Origin of the sequence: uncultured Butyricimonas sp., assembly GCF_959596855.1 — a bacterium.
Taxonomy (GTDB): Bacteria; Bacteroidota; Bacteroidia; order Bacteroidales; family Marinifilaceae; genus Butyricimonas; species Butyricimonas muris.
On sequence record NZ_CAUFYA010000014.1, the window covers coordinates 20,941 to 39,719 of the forward strand.

Below are 18,779 nucleotides of genomic sequence, written 5' to 3' on the forward strand. Positions count from 1 at the left end.
AATAAAAAATGTTGTGTATGGCAGGATGGCAAATTACTACTACTTACGAGAGTAAGTTAGTAAGGAGGAACTGGTTGTTCCGTCTTTTTATCCTGGGTGTATTGGGTTACACTCTGGCGTTTCTAATCCCATGGGACATTCATCAGGAGGCGTGGGAGAACATCGTGTTCGCATCCTCTATCCCGGTGAGAGGAGTCTATTTTTTGAATTTGTTCCAATCTTTAGTCGTGGTATTTCTGGCTTGCGACAGGTCGAGGGCTCGAAAGAAAGCGGATAGCCGGGAAGTGCTCTCTATTCGGTCACTAAGTAATAGCCAGATTTTCGGGGCGGAATTAGCGGGGCTGGTCATTCCTTTTTTGGTCGTGGATGTTATTTTCATGGCATTCTGGCTATTTATTAATTTGATTATTCCGGATTCGCCGGTGAACCCGTGGGTGTATCTGTCCTTCTTGTTGAGAGATGTGTTGCCGACGTTCGTGTTCGTGACGGGGATGTCGTTACTGGTGAACAGGATATTGCGACATCCTTTCGTGAGCTGGTTCGTGCTGACCGGGTTTCTTTGCATATCGTATCTTTACCTGACGAAGCCACTTCACGGGATACTGGATTTCCGGGGAAGTTTGTTACCGGAATCTTTTTCCTCGATCGTGGGATTTATGCATTCCGGCGTGTGCCTGTTGCAACGGGGGACCTTCTTGTTACTGGGGCTGGGATTACTATGTCTGGCAGTTCCTTTCACGAGGCGGTTACCCAACGTGCCGGGACGGAAAGCGTTTTATCACGCGACAGGTGGTCTGTTACTGGTATTAGCCGTGGGGATGGGATATATTTACATCGATAAGTTCCAGACCCGCCGGGAGAACCGGGAGGCGTACCGGGATACATTCTCGCGGTACGAGGCGTATCCCAAGGCAAGAATCTTGACGCATGACATCACCTATATGCCCGAGGGTAAGAATTTCTCGGCGGTGAGCCGGATGGCGGTGGTGAATCGGAAAGCAAAGAACATGGAAAAGTTGCTCCTGTTCCTGAATCCCGGACTGAAAATCAGCCGGCTGGAGTCGGAGGGACGGGAAATACCTTTTCAGAGGGACAAACAAGTGGTTGTCGTAGAGCGGTCATTGACTCCCGGAGATAGCGTGGTGTTGGAAATGGAGTACACCGGTTATATTGATGAGGATATTTACCAGATGAATATTGATGATGATGAGTATTTCGCTCCCGTACGGCAATCGGGGAAGATAGAGCGATACGGCAAACGTTCCGCATTCGTGTCAGGGGATTACACGCTGCTTATACCGGAGGTACTATGGTACCCGGCGGCAGTGGCACCGGTAGCCTTGCAACCGTCGAAAGAAACGAATTTCACGGATTACACGTTGCACGTGAAGAATCCCGACGGGCAGATGGTGTTATCGCAAGGCGTACCGGAGGAAAAACAGGACGAAGTAACGTTCCGCAATTTACAAGCTCTAACCGGATTGTCGCTTTGCATGGGCAATTACGTGAAGCGGTCGGTGGTGGCGGATTCCATCACGTTGGAGTTCTACACGTACCCGGGAAATGATTTTTACTTGAAGCCATTTGACGGTTGGATGGATGAAATAGCGGGGTATCCGAACGCGGAGGAGTATTGGGAGGAATTGGTAAACAAGTGCCGTAACCTTATAGAAGGAACTATGCCTAACCCGTATCCTTTCAAGCTTCTAAAATTCGTGGAGGCACCTTCCTCTTTCCTTAATGGTTATTATTTCCATAATCATATCCAGCCGGAAATGGCATTTTTCGGGGAACGGATAATAGATAAATACAATAAACCAGGCGACATTTCCCTAAATAGCCTGAGGGAAAAGAATGTACAGGAATATATGTTATTCAATGATTTTCTTTATTTCCTTAAGGATATACACGTGGAACGATTTTTCTCGGATTTCCACTGGAGTGTCGCTTCCGAGAGGTACGCGGGGATAGACATGTTGTTCGGTAAAATAGCAAACCCGACGCTTGACAAGTTTATTTTATTCCCTCCGATGCTGGATAGCATTGCGGCAAAGGGATTGGAAAGAATAATCCGGGGAGAGTATCCGAATGGATACAATAAGTTGATTAGCATAAAAGTTTCGCAGTTACTCGCCTACCTGACAACAATTACCAGTTGGAATTCGGTGTGCGCTTACACACGGGAGTTCTACGAGAATGCCCGTTTCCGAGAGGTGGATTTTGACGTGTTCATGGAGGGATTCTGCGAGCGTTTCGGGCAGGACATCAAACCATTTGTGGATGATTGGTACACGACGCATGATGTACCGAGGTTGGCGATAAGGGATTTGACATACCGGCAGACGGAGGATATGCAGTCGGTTGATTTCAAGGTTGGCAATATCGGTAAAGTGGATGGCTTGGTTTCGGTAATCAGTAGTTATCAAGATGATTACGGGAAATGGGTTATTGACAATTGGCGGAGCTACTTGGTCAAACCGGGAGAATACAAGCGGATTATTGCCAACGAGACGAATCGACTATATCTTTTTGTATCCACCAATTTCGCGAGGAGCGTACCGGAACGAGTTATGTTGGGCTATCCTACTCCCCCATTGTGGAAGGGAGAGCTCCCAGCAGAATGTATCGTATCACTTGACAGAAATCAGTTTTATCCTTCCGGAGAGATTATCATTGATAACGAGGACGAAGGCTTTCATTTGATCGATTCGTCGGAAAACAAGTTTAAGCGGTTGGCAGATCGGTTGACGCAAGAAGACGAGAAGGGATATAGGATTGGTTCGGATTTCAAGAAGAGCACGTGGGGAAGACCGTTTCTTGACCCAGGTGGTGTTTACGGGGATGAGGTGCAGAGTGCCTTTATCAAGATTGCCGGGAATGGAAGTTGTAAGGCGGAGTGGATAGCGAATCTTCCGGAAGCGGGCAAATACGAGATTTTTATTTATCAATCTCGTATTAAAAAACTATCTTGGGAAGAGACTTACGCATCAAATTATCCGGGAATGAAAAATTACTATACAGTCTATACCCCGAAGGGAAGCGAAGAAATCGTGATCGAGAAGACTAGGGACGATACCGATGAGTGGATTTCATTAGGGAAATTTGATTTACCGGCAGGAGAATCCCGTGTTGTTTTGGATGATCGGGGTATTCCCCCGTTTGAGGTGACAGAGAAATGGGGAAACGACAAGTACACTCAAGTGGTGGTGGCAGATGCGGTGAAATGGGTGAAAATGAAGTAAGTGATTTAAGCGGAAGATTATAATATAAAAAGCCAACTATGAATTAGTTGGCTTTTTATATCTGATATTTTTAATTCGCAAATTTCACAATTAAAATATTTTGATACAAGAACAAAACTCAATTCACATTACTTTTATTTGCAACAATCAGCATATTAATTGCATATTTTGTCAAACTCACGAATAAACCTATATTCTCACTGCCTTCCCTTGAAGTCTTGGTCTACGATTTGTAAATAGGCCTTCAACAAGGCTTCATCTCTAGGATTAGTATTCACCCCGATATCCTTTTTAGACTTCAAATCATAAATATAGGCTCCATTGCTTGTCACCACGGCTGCCGCATTGGTAAAGGCATAGAAAGCAAAAGGTACGGCACTCGGGTCAAGCAGATTCTTGCTGTAATGATAAGCCGAAGCATCTATTCCCAACTGTACCAACATAGTAGCTACCATATCTGTTTGCGAACCCAAGGTATTCACCACCGAATCCTGCACACTCATAGCCCCCCCGGTAAATATCATTGGTATACGATAAGTTTCCGGCGCATGAGGTTGCAGGTTTCCCACGTGCCGAGTCCCGTGGTCGGCAATCAACACAAACAACGTGTTATCCCAAATCCCGGACTTTTTACACTTTTCAAAAAATTCACCCAAACACTGGTCCGTGTAAGCAATGGCATTTTTAAACTTCGAACCGGTATCACTTCCCGGAATTTTCGTTTTCATGGGTACGACAAACGGTTCGTGACTACTCATGGTAAATGCCATATACATGAACGGAGTTTTCGCCACACGCAGATCCTCATACAGCCGATCCAGCATATAACCGTCATGTACCCCCCATTTGAAGCGGTTCTCGATAGCTTCCCCGGAAAAATCATTCTCCGTCACGCTACCTTGAAAACTCATCGTCACGTAGGAACGAAATCCCCCGAAATTCAAATCCCCCGCGTAATAAAACCGAGTACTATACCCGTTAGCCTCAAAATCCAACGGGAAACGAGGATGAAGATACGTTTTATTCGGGTACTTCAGCATGGACACCTGCGGGTGGGCGGGAAAACCACTGATAACCCCCAGTATTCCCCGGTCGGAACGATTTCCCGTGGCGTATATATTCGAGAAGAAAATGCCTTCTTTCGCCACCGCCTGCAAATTAGGCATGGCGTCCCAAGCGTTCAGTGTAAAACTTTCCAGCAAAAGCACCACCACGTTCGGTTTATCCGTTTTCAACACACTCGGGAAAGTACCCGTTTCCGTGTACACGCTGTCCACCAGCTGTCTTGCCTTATCTTCCGGCATAAAAACGAAGTCGCTTTTAATCTTGTTGACGTGTGCCACCTCGTACAAGAAATTCCATACCGGATTCACTGCCGCTTGATTGGCATACATATTTTTGTTATTAAAAAACACGAAACTCACATTCATCGGAGCCACGTTGAAACCGCCCCTCACCGGAATAATCATCAATCCACCCAAAAGGAGATAAACGACGCTCTTCCAAGCCGCTTTCCGGACCGGCTTCAAGGAATTTGCCACCCAACGGCGATAAAGGCTATAAAATACCCCTACCATAACCGCGCAAAGCAAGACCAATGCCAATATCAACCACGTGGGAGTCGAAGCCATTGCCTCTCCCGGCGTTTTCAAATAGAATAGCGGGGTCGCATCCATATGATAGCCCCAGTTTTTAAACAACTCCAAATCTCCGACAACAATCAGACTGGATATAGCCAAAAGTATCAAGGTTATTACCGAGTACACGCGTTTCAACCATTTGGGCGGCAGGAACACACCTATCGCCATAATCACGCAAGCCAATACCATCACATATCCCCCGAAAGAGAGATCCATACGCAACCCTTTCGTGAACAACATCACGTAATCGTACCCGGTGAGTGTCGCCGTTTCTTTCCACTGGTAAACCAGAAAGATCACCTTTGCCGCAATCGAGAACACGACCCAAAACACGTAATACTTCAATAAAAACCTGACCATTTATGATTTTAGATTTATGATTTATGATTGAACTCCCTCCCCCCTTCAGGGTATTGAGCTATCGCTCGAACTGGCTCTCGCTCGGTAACGTGGAAACAAGTTTCCCTCTATAAACAGAGGGAGAGCTGAAATACTCACTATTTTTGGCTAGTGGCAGCGCAGCTGACAGAGGAGTTCTTTTCATTTTCAATTTTCAATTCTCCATTTTCAATTATTAGAAAGGTGCAGCCCCACTGTTACCACCGCTCTCGAAACTCTTTCCCCCGTCCCTGAAATCCGTATCGAGGGGCGGCATTTGCGGAGCGGCATCCTCGTTCATACGGGAACCGAAAGTAACGGTTTTTACCGTTGAACCACCGGATGCAAAAGGAGAAACCTCTTCCAGATCGCAGAACTGAGCCAACTCGTTACGGAAGCGCAATTGAATCTCCCCCACGGCACCGTTACGATGCTTGGCGATAATGATATCGGCAATCCCTTTCAAGCTGTTTCCCATACTGTCTTCCATGATCCCGTAACGTTCGGGGCGATGGATAAAAAGCACCATATCGGCATCCTGCTCGATGGCTCCCGACTCACGCAAGTCGGACAACATCGGTTTCTTGGCATCTCCCGTACGTTGCTCCACGCCGCGGTTCAACTGCGACAAGGCAATCACGGGTATATTCAACTCCTTGGCGATAATCTTCAACTGCCGGGAAATCATACTTACCTCCTGCTCCCGGTTTCCTCGCATATCGGCTCCCGCCGTCATCAACTGCAAGTAGTCGATAATCAACACCTTGATACCATAACGCTGCTGCAAACGACGGCATTTTGCCCGTAACTCGAAAATAGAAAGAGCCGGAGTATCGTCTACATATATAGGAGCCTTTATCAACGCTTTGATTTTCGCATGTAACTGTTGCCACTCGTCTTCGGACAAACGTCCGTTCCGAATCTTTTCGGAGCCCAACTCGGTTTCACTGGCAATCAAACGATTGACCAACTGCACCGAAGACATCTCCAAAGAGAACAAGGCGATAGGCTGGTTATGGTTTACCGCCATATTCCGGGTCATGGACAACACGAATGCCGTCTTACCCATAGAAGGACGCGCGGCAATAATCACGAGGTCGGAAGGTTGCCAGCCGGAAGTAACTTCATCCAATGCCGTGAAACCGGAAGGCACACCGCTCAATCCGTCGGGACGATTCCCGGCAATCTCGATTCCCTTGATGGCTTCATCAATCAAAGCGTTAATAGCCGTCGTCTCCTTCTTGATGTTTCCCTCGGCAATCTCGAATACCTGCTTTTGTGCCATATCCACCAGGTCGGCAACATCCGTGGCATCGTCATAAGCCTTATTCTGGATATCCGTGCATACGCGAATCAACTCCCGCTGGATATACTTTTGCACGATAATGCGAGCGTGAAACTCAATGTGGGCGGCAGAAGCCACCTTGGAAGTCAACTGTGCCAGATAATAATAACCGCCAATCTCCTCCAGTTCTCCCAACCGCTTCATCTCCTCGCTCACAGTCAGAATATCCACCGGCTCGTTATTCAAGGACAGATTCTGAATTCCGCGATATATCTTCTGGTGCGCCTCTTTATAGAAACAATCCGGCTTCAAAAAGTCGCTCACGGTAATAAAAGCATCTTTTTCCAACATCAGAGAACCCAGTATCGCCTCTTCCAAATCAACCGCTTGCGGCGGCATCTTCCCGTAATCCGATTGTAATGATTTATAATTATATTCCTGCTTTTTAGCCATACGTTTTTTTATTTATTTTCCTCACATCACCTTGAGTTCCTTCAACTTCCAGAAACACCGCACGGTAGCCCTCACGTCCGCCAACGCGTCATGAGCGTTCTCGAATCCCTCGCCGAACAACACTTGATGCAACTCGGACAACTTCGGGGACTTGAATCCTTGTTTCCCACCCGGCAACTTGCAATATTTCGTGGACGATTTCATCGTGCAATACTTCGGCTTCAAAAACATCGAACTCATGATTCGTTTACGCTCAAACTCCGCGCCCACGATACACTCGTCGAAACTGATGTTATGACCGACCATCGCGTACGCCTCGTCTATTTTATCTGAAAAAACTTCCAGAACAGACAGCAGTTCTTTACCTTCGGCCTGCGCTTTCGCCGTCGTTATCCCGTGCACCCGGGACGCTTCCGCCGGAATCAAAAATCCTTCCGGTTTCACAATGTCACTCCGTTCTTCAATAATATTCCCTTTCTCATCGCACATAATCCACGCCAACTGCACCATACGAGGCCAATTATCCAAGTCGGTTATGGGAGCATTCCACCGTTGTGGAAGTCCCGTCGTTTCCGTGTCAAAAAATAAAAACATCTTTTCTATATCCGATTTATGATTTCCGATTTATGATTTTCTACTATCACAAACCGGAAATCCGATTTCATTTTGAATTATCGTTTTCAAAACTCTTGTTGTACTGGTGCATTGCCCGATAACTCATACCCATACTGGAGAATCCGCCGTCATGGAAAAGATTCTGCATGGTAACCTTGCGGGTAAGGTCGGAAAACAAGGTAATACAATAATTGGCACATTCGTCGGCATCGGCATTCCCTAGCGGGGACATACGCTCGGCAAAATCAATCAACGAATCGAAACCTTTGATACCGCTACCTGCCGTGGTCATCGTCGGGGATTGGGAAATCGTGTTCACGCGTACCCGCTTTTCCCGCCCGTAAATATACCCGAAACTGCGGGCAATAGACTCCAGCATCGCTTTGGCATCCGCCATATCGTTGTACTCGAACATGGTTCTTTGCGCGGCCACGTACGAGAGCGCTACCACTGAACCCCACTCGTTCATGGCATCCAGCTTCTTCGCGGTCTGTAACACCTTATGAAACGATACGGCTGAAATATCCAACGTCTTCTGCAAAAAGTCGTAATCCAAATTATCGTAAGAGCGTTTCTTTCTCACGTTCAAAGACATTGCCACGGAGTGCAGGATAAAATCAATCTTTCCACCCAACAAATCCATCGACGATTGAAACAATTGTTCCAAATCCCGCTCGCTGGTAGCATCTGCCGGAATCAAAGGAATATTATTCTGTTCCGCAAACTCCTTCACCTTTCCCATACGAATAGATAATTCCGTGTTCGTCAAAACGATTTGCGCCCCCTCTTCCAAACATTTCTCCGCTACTTTCCAAGCGATAGACATCTCGTTCAACGCGCCGAAAATAATTCCTTTCTTTCCTTTCAATAAATTGTAACTCATAAATATTAAATTAAAATTGTTCCCGTAATAACCGGGCATTTTCCAAAGCTGCCTCACTCACCACGCTTCCGCTAATCATCCCGGCTATTTCGGTCACCCGTTCTTCCTCTGTTAAACGGCGAATCCGCGAAATAGTTCCCGCGTGATCATCTTCCTTGTACACTTTAAAATGACTATCTCCCGCCGCCGCTATCTGGGGCAAGTGCGAGATACTGATTACCTGCATACGGGCAGCCATTTCCTTCATCATGGCAGCCATCCGGTGGGCAATCTCACCGGACACACCCGTGTCTATCTCGTCAAAAATAATAACAGGCAACTGTTTCGTCCGGGACAATATATACTTCAAAGACAACATCAAGCGTGAAATCTCTCCCCCGGAAGCGACTTTTGACAATTCACCCGGCTCTTGATTCTTGTTCGCCGAGAACAGGAAAGTAACCTCATCTTTTCCCGTCGGGGTAAAATGCTCCACGAGAACAATCCCGACTTTAAACGAGGCGTGCTTGATCCCCAACCCCACTAACAACCCCTGCATCTCCTCCCGCAATTTCCCTTCCGAATCCACCCGAGCAGCGTGAATCTTCCGAGCCAGAACCTCCATTTCCGCTTCCAACGCGGCAATTCGCGTATCCAACTCTTCGACGCGGGTAGAAAAAGATTGTATACCTTTCAATCTCTCCCGCAAAGTGTCTTTCAAAGCGATTAAATCCTCCGTCCGTTCCACTTTATGCTTGTGCAGAAGGTCATACATCACCCCGAGCCTGTCATTTATCACGTCCACGCGTCCGGGATTATATTCCACCCGTTCGGCAACCCGTTCCGCCTCATCAGCGATATCCTCCAACTCGACAATCACCGAATGTAATCGCTGACCGTAATCCGTTGCCTCCTTCACCACTTCATCCAAAGCGGCTATTCTATTCCGTATACCTTTCAACGTTTGAATAACAGGCGTATCCGACTCCGTCAACGCGTAAGTAGCCTCGGAAAAGACACTTTTTATAGTTTCGGCATGATTCAAAACGGCCAATTCGTCTTCCAACTCCTGTTGTTCCCCTTCCCTCAAATTCGCCTCATCCAGCTGGTTAAACTGGAATTTCAAATAATCCTCCTCCTGCTCGGCTTCCCGTGCCTGCCGCTTCACCTGTTCCAACTCCGAGAGCAACGACTGGCGGGATGCATATTTCATCCTGTACTCTTTCAACAAAGACTGATTACCACAAAAAGCATCCAGAATCTCCAATTGATATTCCGGCTGACCAATCAACAAAGACTGGTGCTGGGAATGCACGTCAATCAGGAAACTCCCGAATTCCTTCAATACCTTATTATTCACGGGCGTATCATTAATAAACGAACGGGACTTCCCGTCCGCGTTCAATTCCCGGCGTACCACCACCTCGTCATCATAATCCAAGTCATTATCCTCGAACCACTGCCGCAAATGATACCCCGCGACATCATACGTGATTTCCACGATACATTTCTTGTCCTTATCCATGATAGCCGAAGCATCGGCTCGCTGTCCCAGAGTCAACCCGATAGCCCCCAATAAAATAGATTTCCCGGCACCTGTTTCCCCCGTGATAATCGTAAACCCTTTCTCCAACTCCAAATCCGTCTTGTCAATCAGAGCATAATTTACTATATGTATATGTCGTATCATCTTTAATCCTTTACTGCATAATCCGTGCGAAAGTAACGAATAATTTTCAATTATCAATTTCCAATTTTCAATTAAATTCGTACTTTTGTGCCCGATATAACAATAGTTCTTTATAAAATGACAAGCAGAAGATTAATTAGAATTAAAGTTTTACAGCTTTTATATTCTTACACGAAGAAAGAGGGAGTGACAATCACGGAAGTGGAACGAGATTTGTTCAAGAGTATTACAAAGAGTACAGACCTGTATTACCACGTCTTCCTTCTGATTACAGAGATCCAACGTCACGCGTTTCTAAAAATAGATGCCGCCCGCAATCGAAAGCTTGCATCCCACAAGGACTTAAACCCGAACACCCGGTTCATTGATAACCCGGTAATCAACCAAATAGCCGAAAACCGGAAATTCAAAACATACGTTTCAACCAATCTCGTTTCATTAAACGAGTGTCAAGACGTGGTAGTTTCCTTGCACAACAAATTGGTAGAAACCGACTTCTTTAACCTGTACATGAACAAACCGACCGTTACTTATGACGACCACAAGCAACTCGTGTTGGACATGATTTCAGAACTTATTGCCGTTGACGAAGACTTCGAGCAGGCAATGGAAGAGAAAAACATCTTCTGGAACGACGATTTCGAACTGGTGTTAAGCATCGTCTACAAGACAGTTAAAAACATGAAAGAAAGTTATTCGGAAAACACCGTTTTCTTTATCTCGTTATATAATGAAGAAGAAGACTTGGATTTTGCCAAAACCCTGTTCCGGAAGTCTATCCTCGACATGAAAGAGAACATGGAAATCATCGATCAGTTTACCGCCAACTGGGAATTAGACCGTATTTCCGAAATGGATAAATTGATCATGGACATCGCCATCGCCGAGTTAAAATATTTCCCGTCTATCCCGGTAAAAGTTACTCTGGACGAGTTTATTGAAATATCCAAAAACTACTGTTCGCCCAAAAGTAGCAGTTTCATCAACGGGGTACTGGATAAAGTGGTTATCTTGCTCAAAGAGAAAAATCAAATCAAAAAGATTGGTAGAGGATTAATGGAATAAACAAGAAGCTATCCAGATAATACCACGACTAGGGCAAACGCGTCAAAACGCTTTTTGCCCTTAGGTTTATTAAATTACGGGTACGCATATATTTATACGTACCGCATACAAGAGGCATTTTTCTATGCCTTTCATTATTCTACCGGGCTAAAATTGTTTTATTTTAAACCAGTGCCTTTCGCTATTTTAAAGCGGACAACTTTTTTCTCCGGAATCGTCATAATTTTCTTTGTTGCAACATTATAGCCATTGCGAGCATCATATTTTTTTATGGAAAACTTTCCAAAATTCAACATGGATACAGCCTCATCATTTCTAAGACTCTCTAAAATTGTTTCAAGAATTGACGATACAACTTTTTCTGCTGTTTTCTGTGACACTCCGCTCTTTTTAGCCGCAATCCTAATTAATTCATGTTTGTTCATATTATCCTCACTTTTTATTATTTCATTTTGCAAACTTAAATATTAAAAAAGAAAAAACAAACAGTTTTGTTCAATATGCCCCTAAATAGGGGACAATACTAAAACCAACCACGTGTTCATACCGAAAATCTAAATAATATTATTTCACACCAAATTAATAAAGGGTGACCAAAATCACCCTTTACATTCTAAACTAAACTAACCAAACTTTTGTATCACTACAATAGTCAACTCATACGCTATATTAGCACCGTAAATATAGTCCATAAATATTAAAAAAACAACTATTTCCTAATATTTACTTGAAAATTCTTTCGCCTTGTATTTTTTAATATAAGCCACGGCTTCTTCAACATCATTCACGACCGTGTACAAACCATCGTAAGCATTTGATACAAAACCTTCTTTTCGAATATTATTGATAAACAAAAAAAAGTATTCATAGAAATCATTCGTGTTGATAAAGACAATCGGCTTGTTGTGAACACCTAATTGTTTCAAGGTAATTACCTCCGTGATTTCTTCCAAAGTACCCCATCCGCCGGGCAAAGCGACAAACGCGTCGGCTTGCTCCCGCATCATACTTTTCCGTTCTTTCATATCGGGAGCAACTATCAATTCCGTTATCCCTTGAGCCGACACACCGCGGTCAACGATACATCGCGGAATAATTCCCGTTACCTTCCCTCCTGCTTTCTTCGCCGCATCCGAAACCTCCCGCATCAACCCGCAATTCGTCCCGCCATACAGCAACTCCCAGCCATTCTTCACGATCTCCTCCCCCAATTCGGCCGCCGCCTCGAAATACACGCTCTCCATCTTTTCAGAAGAAGCACAAAACACACAAACTCTCATAAAACCAGATATATAGAAATCAAATACTAAAATTACAGGTTGCAGGACAGTCACAAACCTGTAACCTGTCAACCTGCAACCTGTAACATTGACACCCTAGGCGTCAATATTCGCATACGTGGCGTTCTGCTCGATAAATTGTCTACGAGGCGGCACGTCATCTCCCATAAGCATGGAGAAAATACGATCCGCTTCAGCAGCATTCTCTATCGTCACCTGACGCAATATACGCCCTTCGGGCGACATAGTCGTATCCCATAGCTGCTCCGCGGTCATCTCACCCAAACCTTTGTAGCGCTGGATATGCAAACTGCTCTCCTTTCCGCCTCCCATTTCTTGAATCAACTGCAAACGTTGCTCGTCCGTCCAGCAATAACGTTGCTCTTTTCCTTTCTTCACGGAGAAAAGAGGTGGGGTAGCGATATATAGATAACCACTTTCGATCACGGGTTTCATATAGCGGAAGAACAAAGTCATAATCAAAGTAGCGATATGCGCCCCGTCGACGTCGGCATCCGCCATGATCACGATCTTGTGGTAACGCAATTTCTCGAGATTCACGGCCTTGCTGTCCTCTGCCGTACCGATAGTGATGCCCAATGCTTGGAATATAATCTTAATTTCTTCACTCTCCCATACCCGGTGAGCCAACGCTTTCTCCACGTTCAAAATCTTACCGCGCAAAGGCAGGATAGCTTGAAATTTACGGTCACGTCCTTGTTTTGCCGTACCCCCTGCAGAATCTCCCTCGACGAGGAATATCTCGCAGTTCTCCGGGTTATTATCCGAACAGTCCGCCAGTTTACCGGGAAGCCCGGAACCGGAAAGTACCGTTTTCCGCTGTACCAACTCACGTGCCTTGCGAGCCGCGTGACGGGCTTGTGCAGCGAGAATCACCTTATCCACGATTGAACGGGCATCCTTCGGGTGCTCTTCCAGATAATTAGCCAGAGCCGTACTTACCGCTTGAGCCACCGCCGTACCCACTTCCGTGTTACCCAACTTGGTTTTTGTCTGTCCCTCGAATTGCGGTTCAGCCACTTTCACGGAAATAATGGCAGTCAGACCTTCACGGAAGTCATCCCCGTTAATATCAAACTTCAATTTACTCAACGCGCCGGAATTGTCGGCATACGTCTTCAACGTCTGCATGATTCCCCTGCGGAAGCCGGCAAGGTGAGTACCACCCTCCATCGTGTTGATATTATTCACGTAAGAGAACACGTTTTCCTTGAACTCCGTGTTATAATGCATAGCCACTTCGATCGGGATACCGTTTTTCTCGGTCGTGATATGGATGGTTTCGTCAATCAGTTTTTCACGATTGGCATCCAGATATTCCACGAACTCGCTCAACCCTTTTTCAGAATAGAAAACTTCGGATTTAAACTCGTTCGTGTCGGGGTCAATCACCCGTTTATCCGTCAAAGACAAACGAATACCCCGGTTCAAATAAGCCAATTCCCGTAAACGGGCGGCCAATATATCATATTTATATTCCGTTACATAAAAGATCGAATCATCCGGCTTGAAAGTAATCGTCGTACCGGTACGATCGGTTTCACCGATAATCTTCACGTCTTCCAAAGGCACACCTTTGGAATATTCTTGAAACCAGATACTCCCTTCCCGGTAAATCGTGGCGGTTAATTTGATAGAAAGAGCGTTCACACAAGACACACCCACGCCATGCAAACCACCGGAAACCTTGTAAGAGCCTTTATCGAACTTACCCCCGGCGTGCAAAATCGTCAACACGACCTCAAGCGCGGAACGATTCTCTTTCTGGTTCATTCCCGTGGGAATACCGCGACCGTCATCACTAACCGTTATCGAATCATCCTCGTTAATCGTTACTTCAATATTTTTACAATAACCGGCTAACGCCTCGTCTATCGAGTTGTCGACCACCTCATACACCAAATGATGCAACCCCTTCGTGTTCACATCACCAATATACATGGAAGGACGCATACGCACGGCCTCCAACCCCTCCAACACCTGAATACTGTCAGCCGAATACTCGTTATTCATCGGCTCTAATTCTTCATTCATATTCTGCTCTATTTCTTCACTCATATTTAATGGTTTTCTATATTTTCAAATATCTCTAAATCCCTCTCCGTCAATCTTTCCATTGTGTTTCCACAAAACGTACAAATATAGTAAAAATATGCCGGAATATCGAACTTTTAACGAGATATTTTCACCCTCTAAAACAACATTCCCAAACTCGTGGCTCCCTTTTTTTTCGAGCGAGGATATCATCGCGCAATCACGTCCCGATTCCCACGCGTTAACTGTATTTAACTACAAGATAATATAATACATATAAACATATTATATTAATGTGATGTAAATATTTCACAGGTAATCGAGAGATAATGATACAACAAGACCATCACAGGCTAGCCATGATGGTCAAAAATACTTCACTAAACGACCACATCTAGACATTCGTCACAACTTCCGATTTAAACCGTCCGGTAAATTCCTGAAATATTGTTCCAAACGAATAAACTGGTCTTTTATCAACGAGTAATCCATCCCCTCGACCTTTTTCCGGTACATGGAGAAAAGTTCCAATGTCCTACGCCTGTCCCTCGTCTTGATATAATGCAGGCATATCCCGTGCAGAATGCGCTCACCTGTCCATACCGACAAAGCCGGACAACCGGACACGTTATATATATCCAGTACCTTCTCCAACTTCTCGTAATCGTTCATCTCCTTGAAAAAAGACAAACCCACGCTCTCGAATTCAACGATCCATTTCTGCACGATAGAATCGAGTTTGGCGATTCTCATTTCAAACCACGGCTTATCTTCCAACGGAATCCCCAGATATTTATACGCCCATCCCACGTCGAGCACACCACAAGTCGGCATACATCCCGACTCTAAAGTTGCCTCGCTAAACAAACGGGAAACTTTCTTGCTCGTCACAAAATACTCTGTTCGCAATGATACATGATCGTCACCCCAATCCGTGAAACGCAGATTGCACTCGTTTTTCCATTCCCTGTTCTCGTGAACAAACGAGTTCTTTGACCTTAAAAAATGGTAACCGTGCTTTTCCATGGTAGGAAGGATATCCTCTATAAAAAGTTCCTTAATACCCTCGATCTTAATTTTCATGTGCATACGCTAACCCCTATTTATTGCCAGATCCGTAATTCATTATCAAGTACAAAGAGAATAAAATTTTCTTTATTTTACTACATAAAAGATTATAAAGTTTACAAAGTTTATTTTTTCTCCACGATTAATTCTGCCACGAAGCGACTTTCTTCATCAACCGGAGTCAGATTGATATACCCTGAAACGACCTTCCCGTGATGAATTTCCAACGGAAACATTTTCCGTCGCTCTTCCGCGGAACCGCGGATTTCTCCCGCCTTGGCTGAAAAACGAATACAGAAACGACCTTCCGCTTCCTCCGCCAAATGCCGTTGTAACTGTAAAGCGACAATCCCCATGTTGTAGCGTAAATTGATTTCCACGCATGGCTGTACCCGGTATCGTCCCTCTTCGTCTTGATAAATCATCATATCCACGCCCAAATATCCCGTGTATATCCCTCGATACTGTTCGAGCAAGGCTTCCGTCAAAAGTTCCCGGACACGTTCCAATACCTCCTCGTCCGCGTAAGCCGATATCATGCCCCGCAATCGGCTTTCCGATGCGACGACATTTCCCTCGTATTCCCCCCGCTTACCGGTTTTGAACACGGAAAATCCTAAATATTGCAATTGAAAATCATCATCCATCTTGAACTCCATGGCGAAATCAAGTATTCGATTCAAACGCTTCTCGACCATCACGAATCCTTGCTTATGCAACATTCCGGACACAATCTCTTCTTCTTTCTTCGTGAACTCTCCCCGCGGTACAAATAATATACCTTTCCCGGAAGACGACCATGGTGCCTTCACCACTACACTTTCCTCGCCGGTGATCTCCCGAATGGCATCCAAGGAAGAACATTGCCGGGGTACGATCGTCGCTTCGACCAACGGTAACCGTTGCCGGATAAACTCCAAACACTCGCGAGCCCTTTGCCTGCTATACAACTCCCGTCGTTCATCGTTCCATTCCGCCATAACACCTTGCCGGAATCGCTCACCGCAACGGGTTTTCAATTCGCCCAGTAAATTATGTACCCTAGGACTCCACCCCCACGGGCGAACTTCCCGGAAAGACAATAAACACGCTCTATCCCAAAGAATCGGCTTGCACGTCAAACCGAATACTTCCCGTCTTCTCTCCAAGAAATCATATCCCGGCAGCCGGGATACCAGAACGTAATCCTCTTCCCCCGTCAAATACGCCATCAAAAAAGAAAGATTATCCGCCATCAAAGCGATATTCGCTTTCGGCGTGTAACCATTGGTGCCGTTGGCAACAGAAATCTCGTTATCCGGATTAAACAGGTACAGATCTTGCATATATTCCAAAATTTATAGCAAAAATAATACTTTCGGATGAATATAGAAAGGACGTAGAATTTATAAAGTTTATAAGGTTTATAAGGTTCATAAAGTTCATTGACCCTGCGGGCGCTTTGCCCACGGCAGCTCACGCTGCCGTTAAGCTTTGTCCGAAGGACACCCGTGACTTTATAAACTTTATGAACTTTATAAACCTCATAGACTCTATCTGTCTTTACCCTAGCTCAATACCCCCTTCCATAAAGCCCTAAAAGCAATCATTTATTTATAAGAAATTAAAAGTTTGGCATACAAATTGACTATATGCATTTGTTAATTTTAAACATTATAATATCTATTATCGGATTATTATTTTAACGAGAAAACCTTTTATTGTAACTAATTGTTGATAAAAATGTGAAACCTTCTTGTTAAGAAAACCGTAAAGTATGGGTGTTGAAATTAGAATAATTGCATTATTAAACATTAAAATAAAGAAAAGAGATGATTTTACAATTAGCTTTCGTTTTAACAGCAATCATCATCGGAGCGCGTCTAGGCGGTGTCGGGTTGGGTGTTATGGGCGGAATCGGGCTGGGGATTTTAACATTCGTGTTCGGACTGCAACCAACAGCCCCTCCTATTGATGTCATGCTCATGATCGTGGCGGTAATATCAGCCGCAGCCGCCATGCAAGCCGCCGGAGGACTCGACTTAATGGTTAAGGTCGCCGAACGCTTACTCAGAAAGAACCCCGCGCACGTGACGATTTTAAGTCCGCTCGTGACTTACGCCTTTACATTCATCGCCGGAACAGGACACGTGGCTTACTCCGTGCTCCCGGTTATCGCCGAGGTCGCGACAGAAACGAAAATCCGACCGGAACGTCCGCTCGGGATCGCGGTCATCGCGTCACAACAGGCTATCACGGCAAGTCCTATCTCGGCTGCCACGGTTGCCTTACTCGGGCTATTAGCCGGTTTCGATATTACGTTGTTCGATATTCTGAAAATCACGATTCCCGCCACCTTGATCGGCGTACTTGTAGGGGCATTCTTCTCCATGCGGGTGGGTAAAGAGCTTGTTGATGACCCGGAATATCAAAAACGTTTGAAAGAAGGTGTATTCACCGATAAGAAATACGAGTTAAAGGACGTGGCCAACCAAAAGAAGGCAAGTCTATCCGTTCTCGTGTTTATACTCGCTACCGTATTTATCGTGCTTTTCGGTTCATTCGACAACTTACGCCCTTCCTTCATGATTGACGGGAACCAAGTATTACTGGATATGCCGGCAATCATCGAGATTCTGATGCTGTCTGCCGCGGCGCTTATCTTGCTGGTAACCCGCACGGACGGGTTGAAAGCCGCGCAAGGTTCCGTGTTCGGGGCAGGGATGCAAGCCGTCGTGGCTATCTTCGGTATAGCGTGGATGGGTGATACATTCCTGCAAGGCAATATGGCTGAATTGAAATCTTCCATCGAAGAAGTCGTAAGACAGATGCCGTGGTTGTTCGGTATAGCCTTGTTCGTCATGTCTATATTACTGTATAGTCAAGCGGCAACAGTCCGCGCTTTAATGCCTCTCGGGATCGCGTTGGGTATATCGCCTTACATGCTGATCGCCATGTTTCCCGCGGTAAACGGGTATTTCTTTATCCCGAACTACCCCACCGTGGTTGCCGCCATTAACTTTGACCGGACGGGTACCACCCGCATCGGGAAGTACGTGCTGAACCACTCGTTCATGATGCCCGGACTCGTTGCCACGGTTGTAGCCGTCGGGCTTGGATTGCTTTTTATTCAGATTTTCTAATAGTCTATATTATAGTAAATTTAA

General features: G+C 45.4%; 13 protein-coding genes. 3 read left to right on the forward strand and 10 right to left on the reverse strand.

What is annotated here, in order from left to right; all coding sequences use genetic code 11:
* Nucleotides 1-17: 17 nt before the first annotated feature.
* Nucleotides 18-3,242 (forward strand): hypothetical protein, encoded by a 3,225-nt coding sequence (locus tag Q5866_RS08240; RefSeq protein WP_303179808.1) that lies wholly within the window; start codon nucleotides 18-20, stop codon nucleotides 3,240-3,242.
* Nucleotides 3,243-3,439: 197 nt separating this feature from the next.
* On the opposite strand, the gene Q5866_RS08245 is transcribed toward Q5866_RS08240, so the two are convergent.
* The 5 genes from Q5866_RS08245 to recN form a co-directional block, all read right to left on the reverse strand.
* Nucleotides 3,440-5,242, reverse strand: coding sequence for an LTA synthase family protein (locus tag Q5866_RS08245; RefSeq protein ID WP_292269150.1), 1,803 nt, complete (start codon nucleotides 5,240-5,242; stop codon nucleotides 3,440-3,442).
* A gap of 214 nt (nucleotides 5,243-5,456) precedes the next feature.
* Nucleotides 5,457-6,998 (reverse strand): replicative DNA helicase, encoded by a 1,542-nt coding sequence (gene dnaB / locus Q5866_RS08250; protein ID WP_099292663.1) that lies wholly within the window; start codon nucleotides 6,996-6,998, stop codon nucleotides 5,457-5,459.
* Between the two features lie 21 nt (nucleotides 6,999-7,019).
* The gene (locus tag Q5866_RS08255; protein ID WP_099292664.1) at nucleotides 7,020-7,592 is read right to left on the reverse strand and encodes a 3'-5' exonuclease; all 573 of its coding nucleotides are present in this window, start codon (nucleotides 7,590-7,592) and stop codon (nucleotides 7,020-7,022) included.
* A 67-nt stretch (nucleotides 7,593-7,659) separates the two neighbouring features.
* A complete protein-coding gene (locus Q5866_RS08260; protein ID WP_303179809.1) occupies nucleotides 7,660-8,496 on the reverse strand; it encodes an enoyl-ACP reductase in 837 nt (278 codons plus the stop codon).
* A 10-nt stretch (nucleotides 8,497-8,506) separates the two neighbouring features.
* Complete coding sequence (gene recN, locus Q5866_RS08265; RefSeq protein WP_303179810.1) at nucleotides 8,507-10,165, reverse strand: DNA repair protein RecN; 1,659 nt, start codon at nucleotides 10,163-10,165, stop codon at nucleotides 8,507-8,509.
* Nucleotides 10,166-10,282: 117 nt separating this feature from the next.
* Between recN and nusB the strand changes: the two genes are divergently transcribed.
* Entirely contained in the window at nucleotides 10,283-11,230 is a 948-nt protein-coding gene (nusB, locus tag Q5866_RS08270; protein WP_303179811.1) for a transcription antitermination factor NusB, read from the forward strand.
* Nucleotides 11,231-11,388: 158 nt separating this feature from the next.
* Here the strand turns inward: nusB and Q5866_RS08275 are convergent, their stop codons facing one another.
* From Q5866_RS08275 to Q5866_RS08295, 5 genes are all read right to left on the reverse strand, one after another.
* Complete coding sequence (locus Q5866_RS08275; RefSeq protein WP_099292666.1) at nucleotides 11,389-11,655, reverse strand: HU family DNA-binding protein; 267 nt, start codon at nucleotides 11,653-11,655, stop codon at nucleotides 11,389-11,391.
* A gap of 291 nt (nucleotides 11,656-11,946) precedes the next feature.
* Nucleotides 11,947-12,510 (reverse strand): TIGR00730 family Rossman fold protein, encoded by a 564-nt coding sequence (locus tag Q5866_RS08280; protein ID WP_227214848.1) that lies wholly within the window; start codon nucleotides 12,508-12,510, stop codon nucleotides 11,947-11,949.
* Between the two features lie 96 nt (nucleotides 12,511-12,606).
* Nucleotides 12,607-14,565, reverse strand: coding sequence for a DNA topoisomerase (ATP-hydrolyzing) subunit B (gene gyrB / locus Q5866_RS08285; RefSeq protein WP_303179839.1), 1,959 nt, complete (start codon nucleotides 14,563-14,565; stop codon nucleotides 12,607-12,609).
* Between the two features lie 405 nt (nucleotides 14,566-14,970).
* Complete coding sequence (locus tag Q5866_RS08290) at nucleotides 14,971-15,654, reverse strand: hypothetical protein (protein WP_099292668.1); 684 nt, start codon at nucleotides 15,652-15,654, stop codon at nucleotides 14,971-14,973.
* Nucleotides 15,655-15,758: 104 nt separating this feature from the next.
* Nucleotides 15,759-16,958: a hypothetical protein gene (locus tag Q5866_RS08295; RefSeq protein WP_303179812.1), complete on the reverse strand. Its 1,200-nt coding sequence runs from the start codon at nucleotides 16,956-16,958 to the stop codon at nucleotides 15,759-15,761.
* Between the two features lie 486 nt (nucleotides 16,959-17,444).
* Between Q5866_RS08295 and Q5866_RS08300 the strand changes: the two genes are divergently transcribed.
* Nucleotides 17,445-18,755: an anaerobic C4-dicarboxylate transporter family protein gene (locus Q5866_RS08300; protein ID WP_099292670.1), complete on the forward strand. Its 1,311-nt coding sequence runs from the start codon at nucleotides 17,445-17,447 to the stop codon at nucleotides 18,753-18,755.
* Nucleotides 18,756-18,779: the final 24 nt, after the last annotated feature.

Bases quoted from the DNA above. Each gene is read 5' to 3' on its own strand.
- dnaB (WP_099292663.1), bottom strand. From the start codon at position 6,998: ATGGCTAAAAAGCAGGAATATAATTATAAATCATTACAATCGGATTAC.
- Q5866_RS08275 (WP_099292666.1), bottom strand. From the start codon at position 11,655: ATGAACAAACATGAATTAATTAGGATTGCGGCTAAAAAGAGCGGAGTG.
- Q5866_RS08245 (WP_292269150.1), bottom strand. From the start codon at position 5,242: ATGGTCAGGTTTTTATTGAAGTATTACGTGTTTTGGGTCGTGTTCTCG.
- nusB (WP_303179811.1), top strand. From the start codon at position 10,283: ATGACAAGCAGAAGATTAATTAGAATTAAAGTTTTACAGCTTTTATAT.
- Q5866_RS08290 (WP_099292668.1), bottom strand. From the start codon at position 15,654: ATGCACATGAAAATTAAGATCGAGGGTATTAAGGAACTTTTTATAGAG.
- Q5866_RS08280 (WP_227214848.1), bottom strand. From the start codon at position 12,510: ATGAGAGTTTGTGTGTTTTGTGCTTCTTCTGAAAAGATGGAGAGCGTG.
- Q5866_RS08255 (WP_099292664.1), bottom strand. From the start codon at position 7,592: ATGTTTTTATTTTTTGACACGGAAACGACGGGACTTCCACAACGGTGG.
- Q5866_RS08260 (WP_303179809.1), bottom strand. From the start codon at position 8,496: ATGAGTTACAATTTATTGAAAGGAAAGAAAGGAATTATTTTCGGCGCG.
- gyrB (WP_303179839.1), bottom strand. From the start codon at position 14,565: ATGAATGAAGAATTAGAGCCGATGAATAACGAGTATTCGGCTGACAGT.
- Q5866_RS08295 (WP_303179812.1), bottom strand. From the start codon at position 16,958: ATGCAAGATCTGTACCTGTTTAATCCGGATAACGAGATTTCTGTTGCC.
- recN (WP_303179810.1), bottom strand. From the start codon at position 10,165: ATGATACGACATATACATATAGTAAATTATGCTCTGATTGACAAGACG.
- Q5866_RS08300 (WP_099292670.1), top strand. From the start codon at position 17,445: ATGATTTTACAATTAGCTTTCGTTTTAACAGCAATCATCATCGGAGCG.
- Q5866_RS08240 (WP_303179808.1), top strand. From the start codon at position 18: ATGGCAGGATGGCAAATTACTACTACTTACGAGAGTAAGTTAGTAAGG.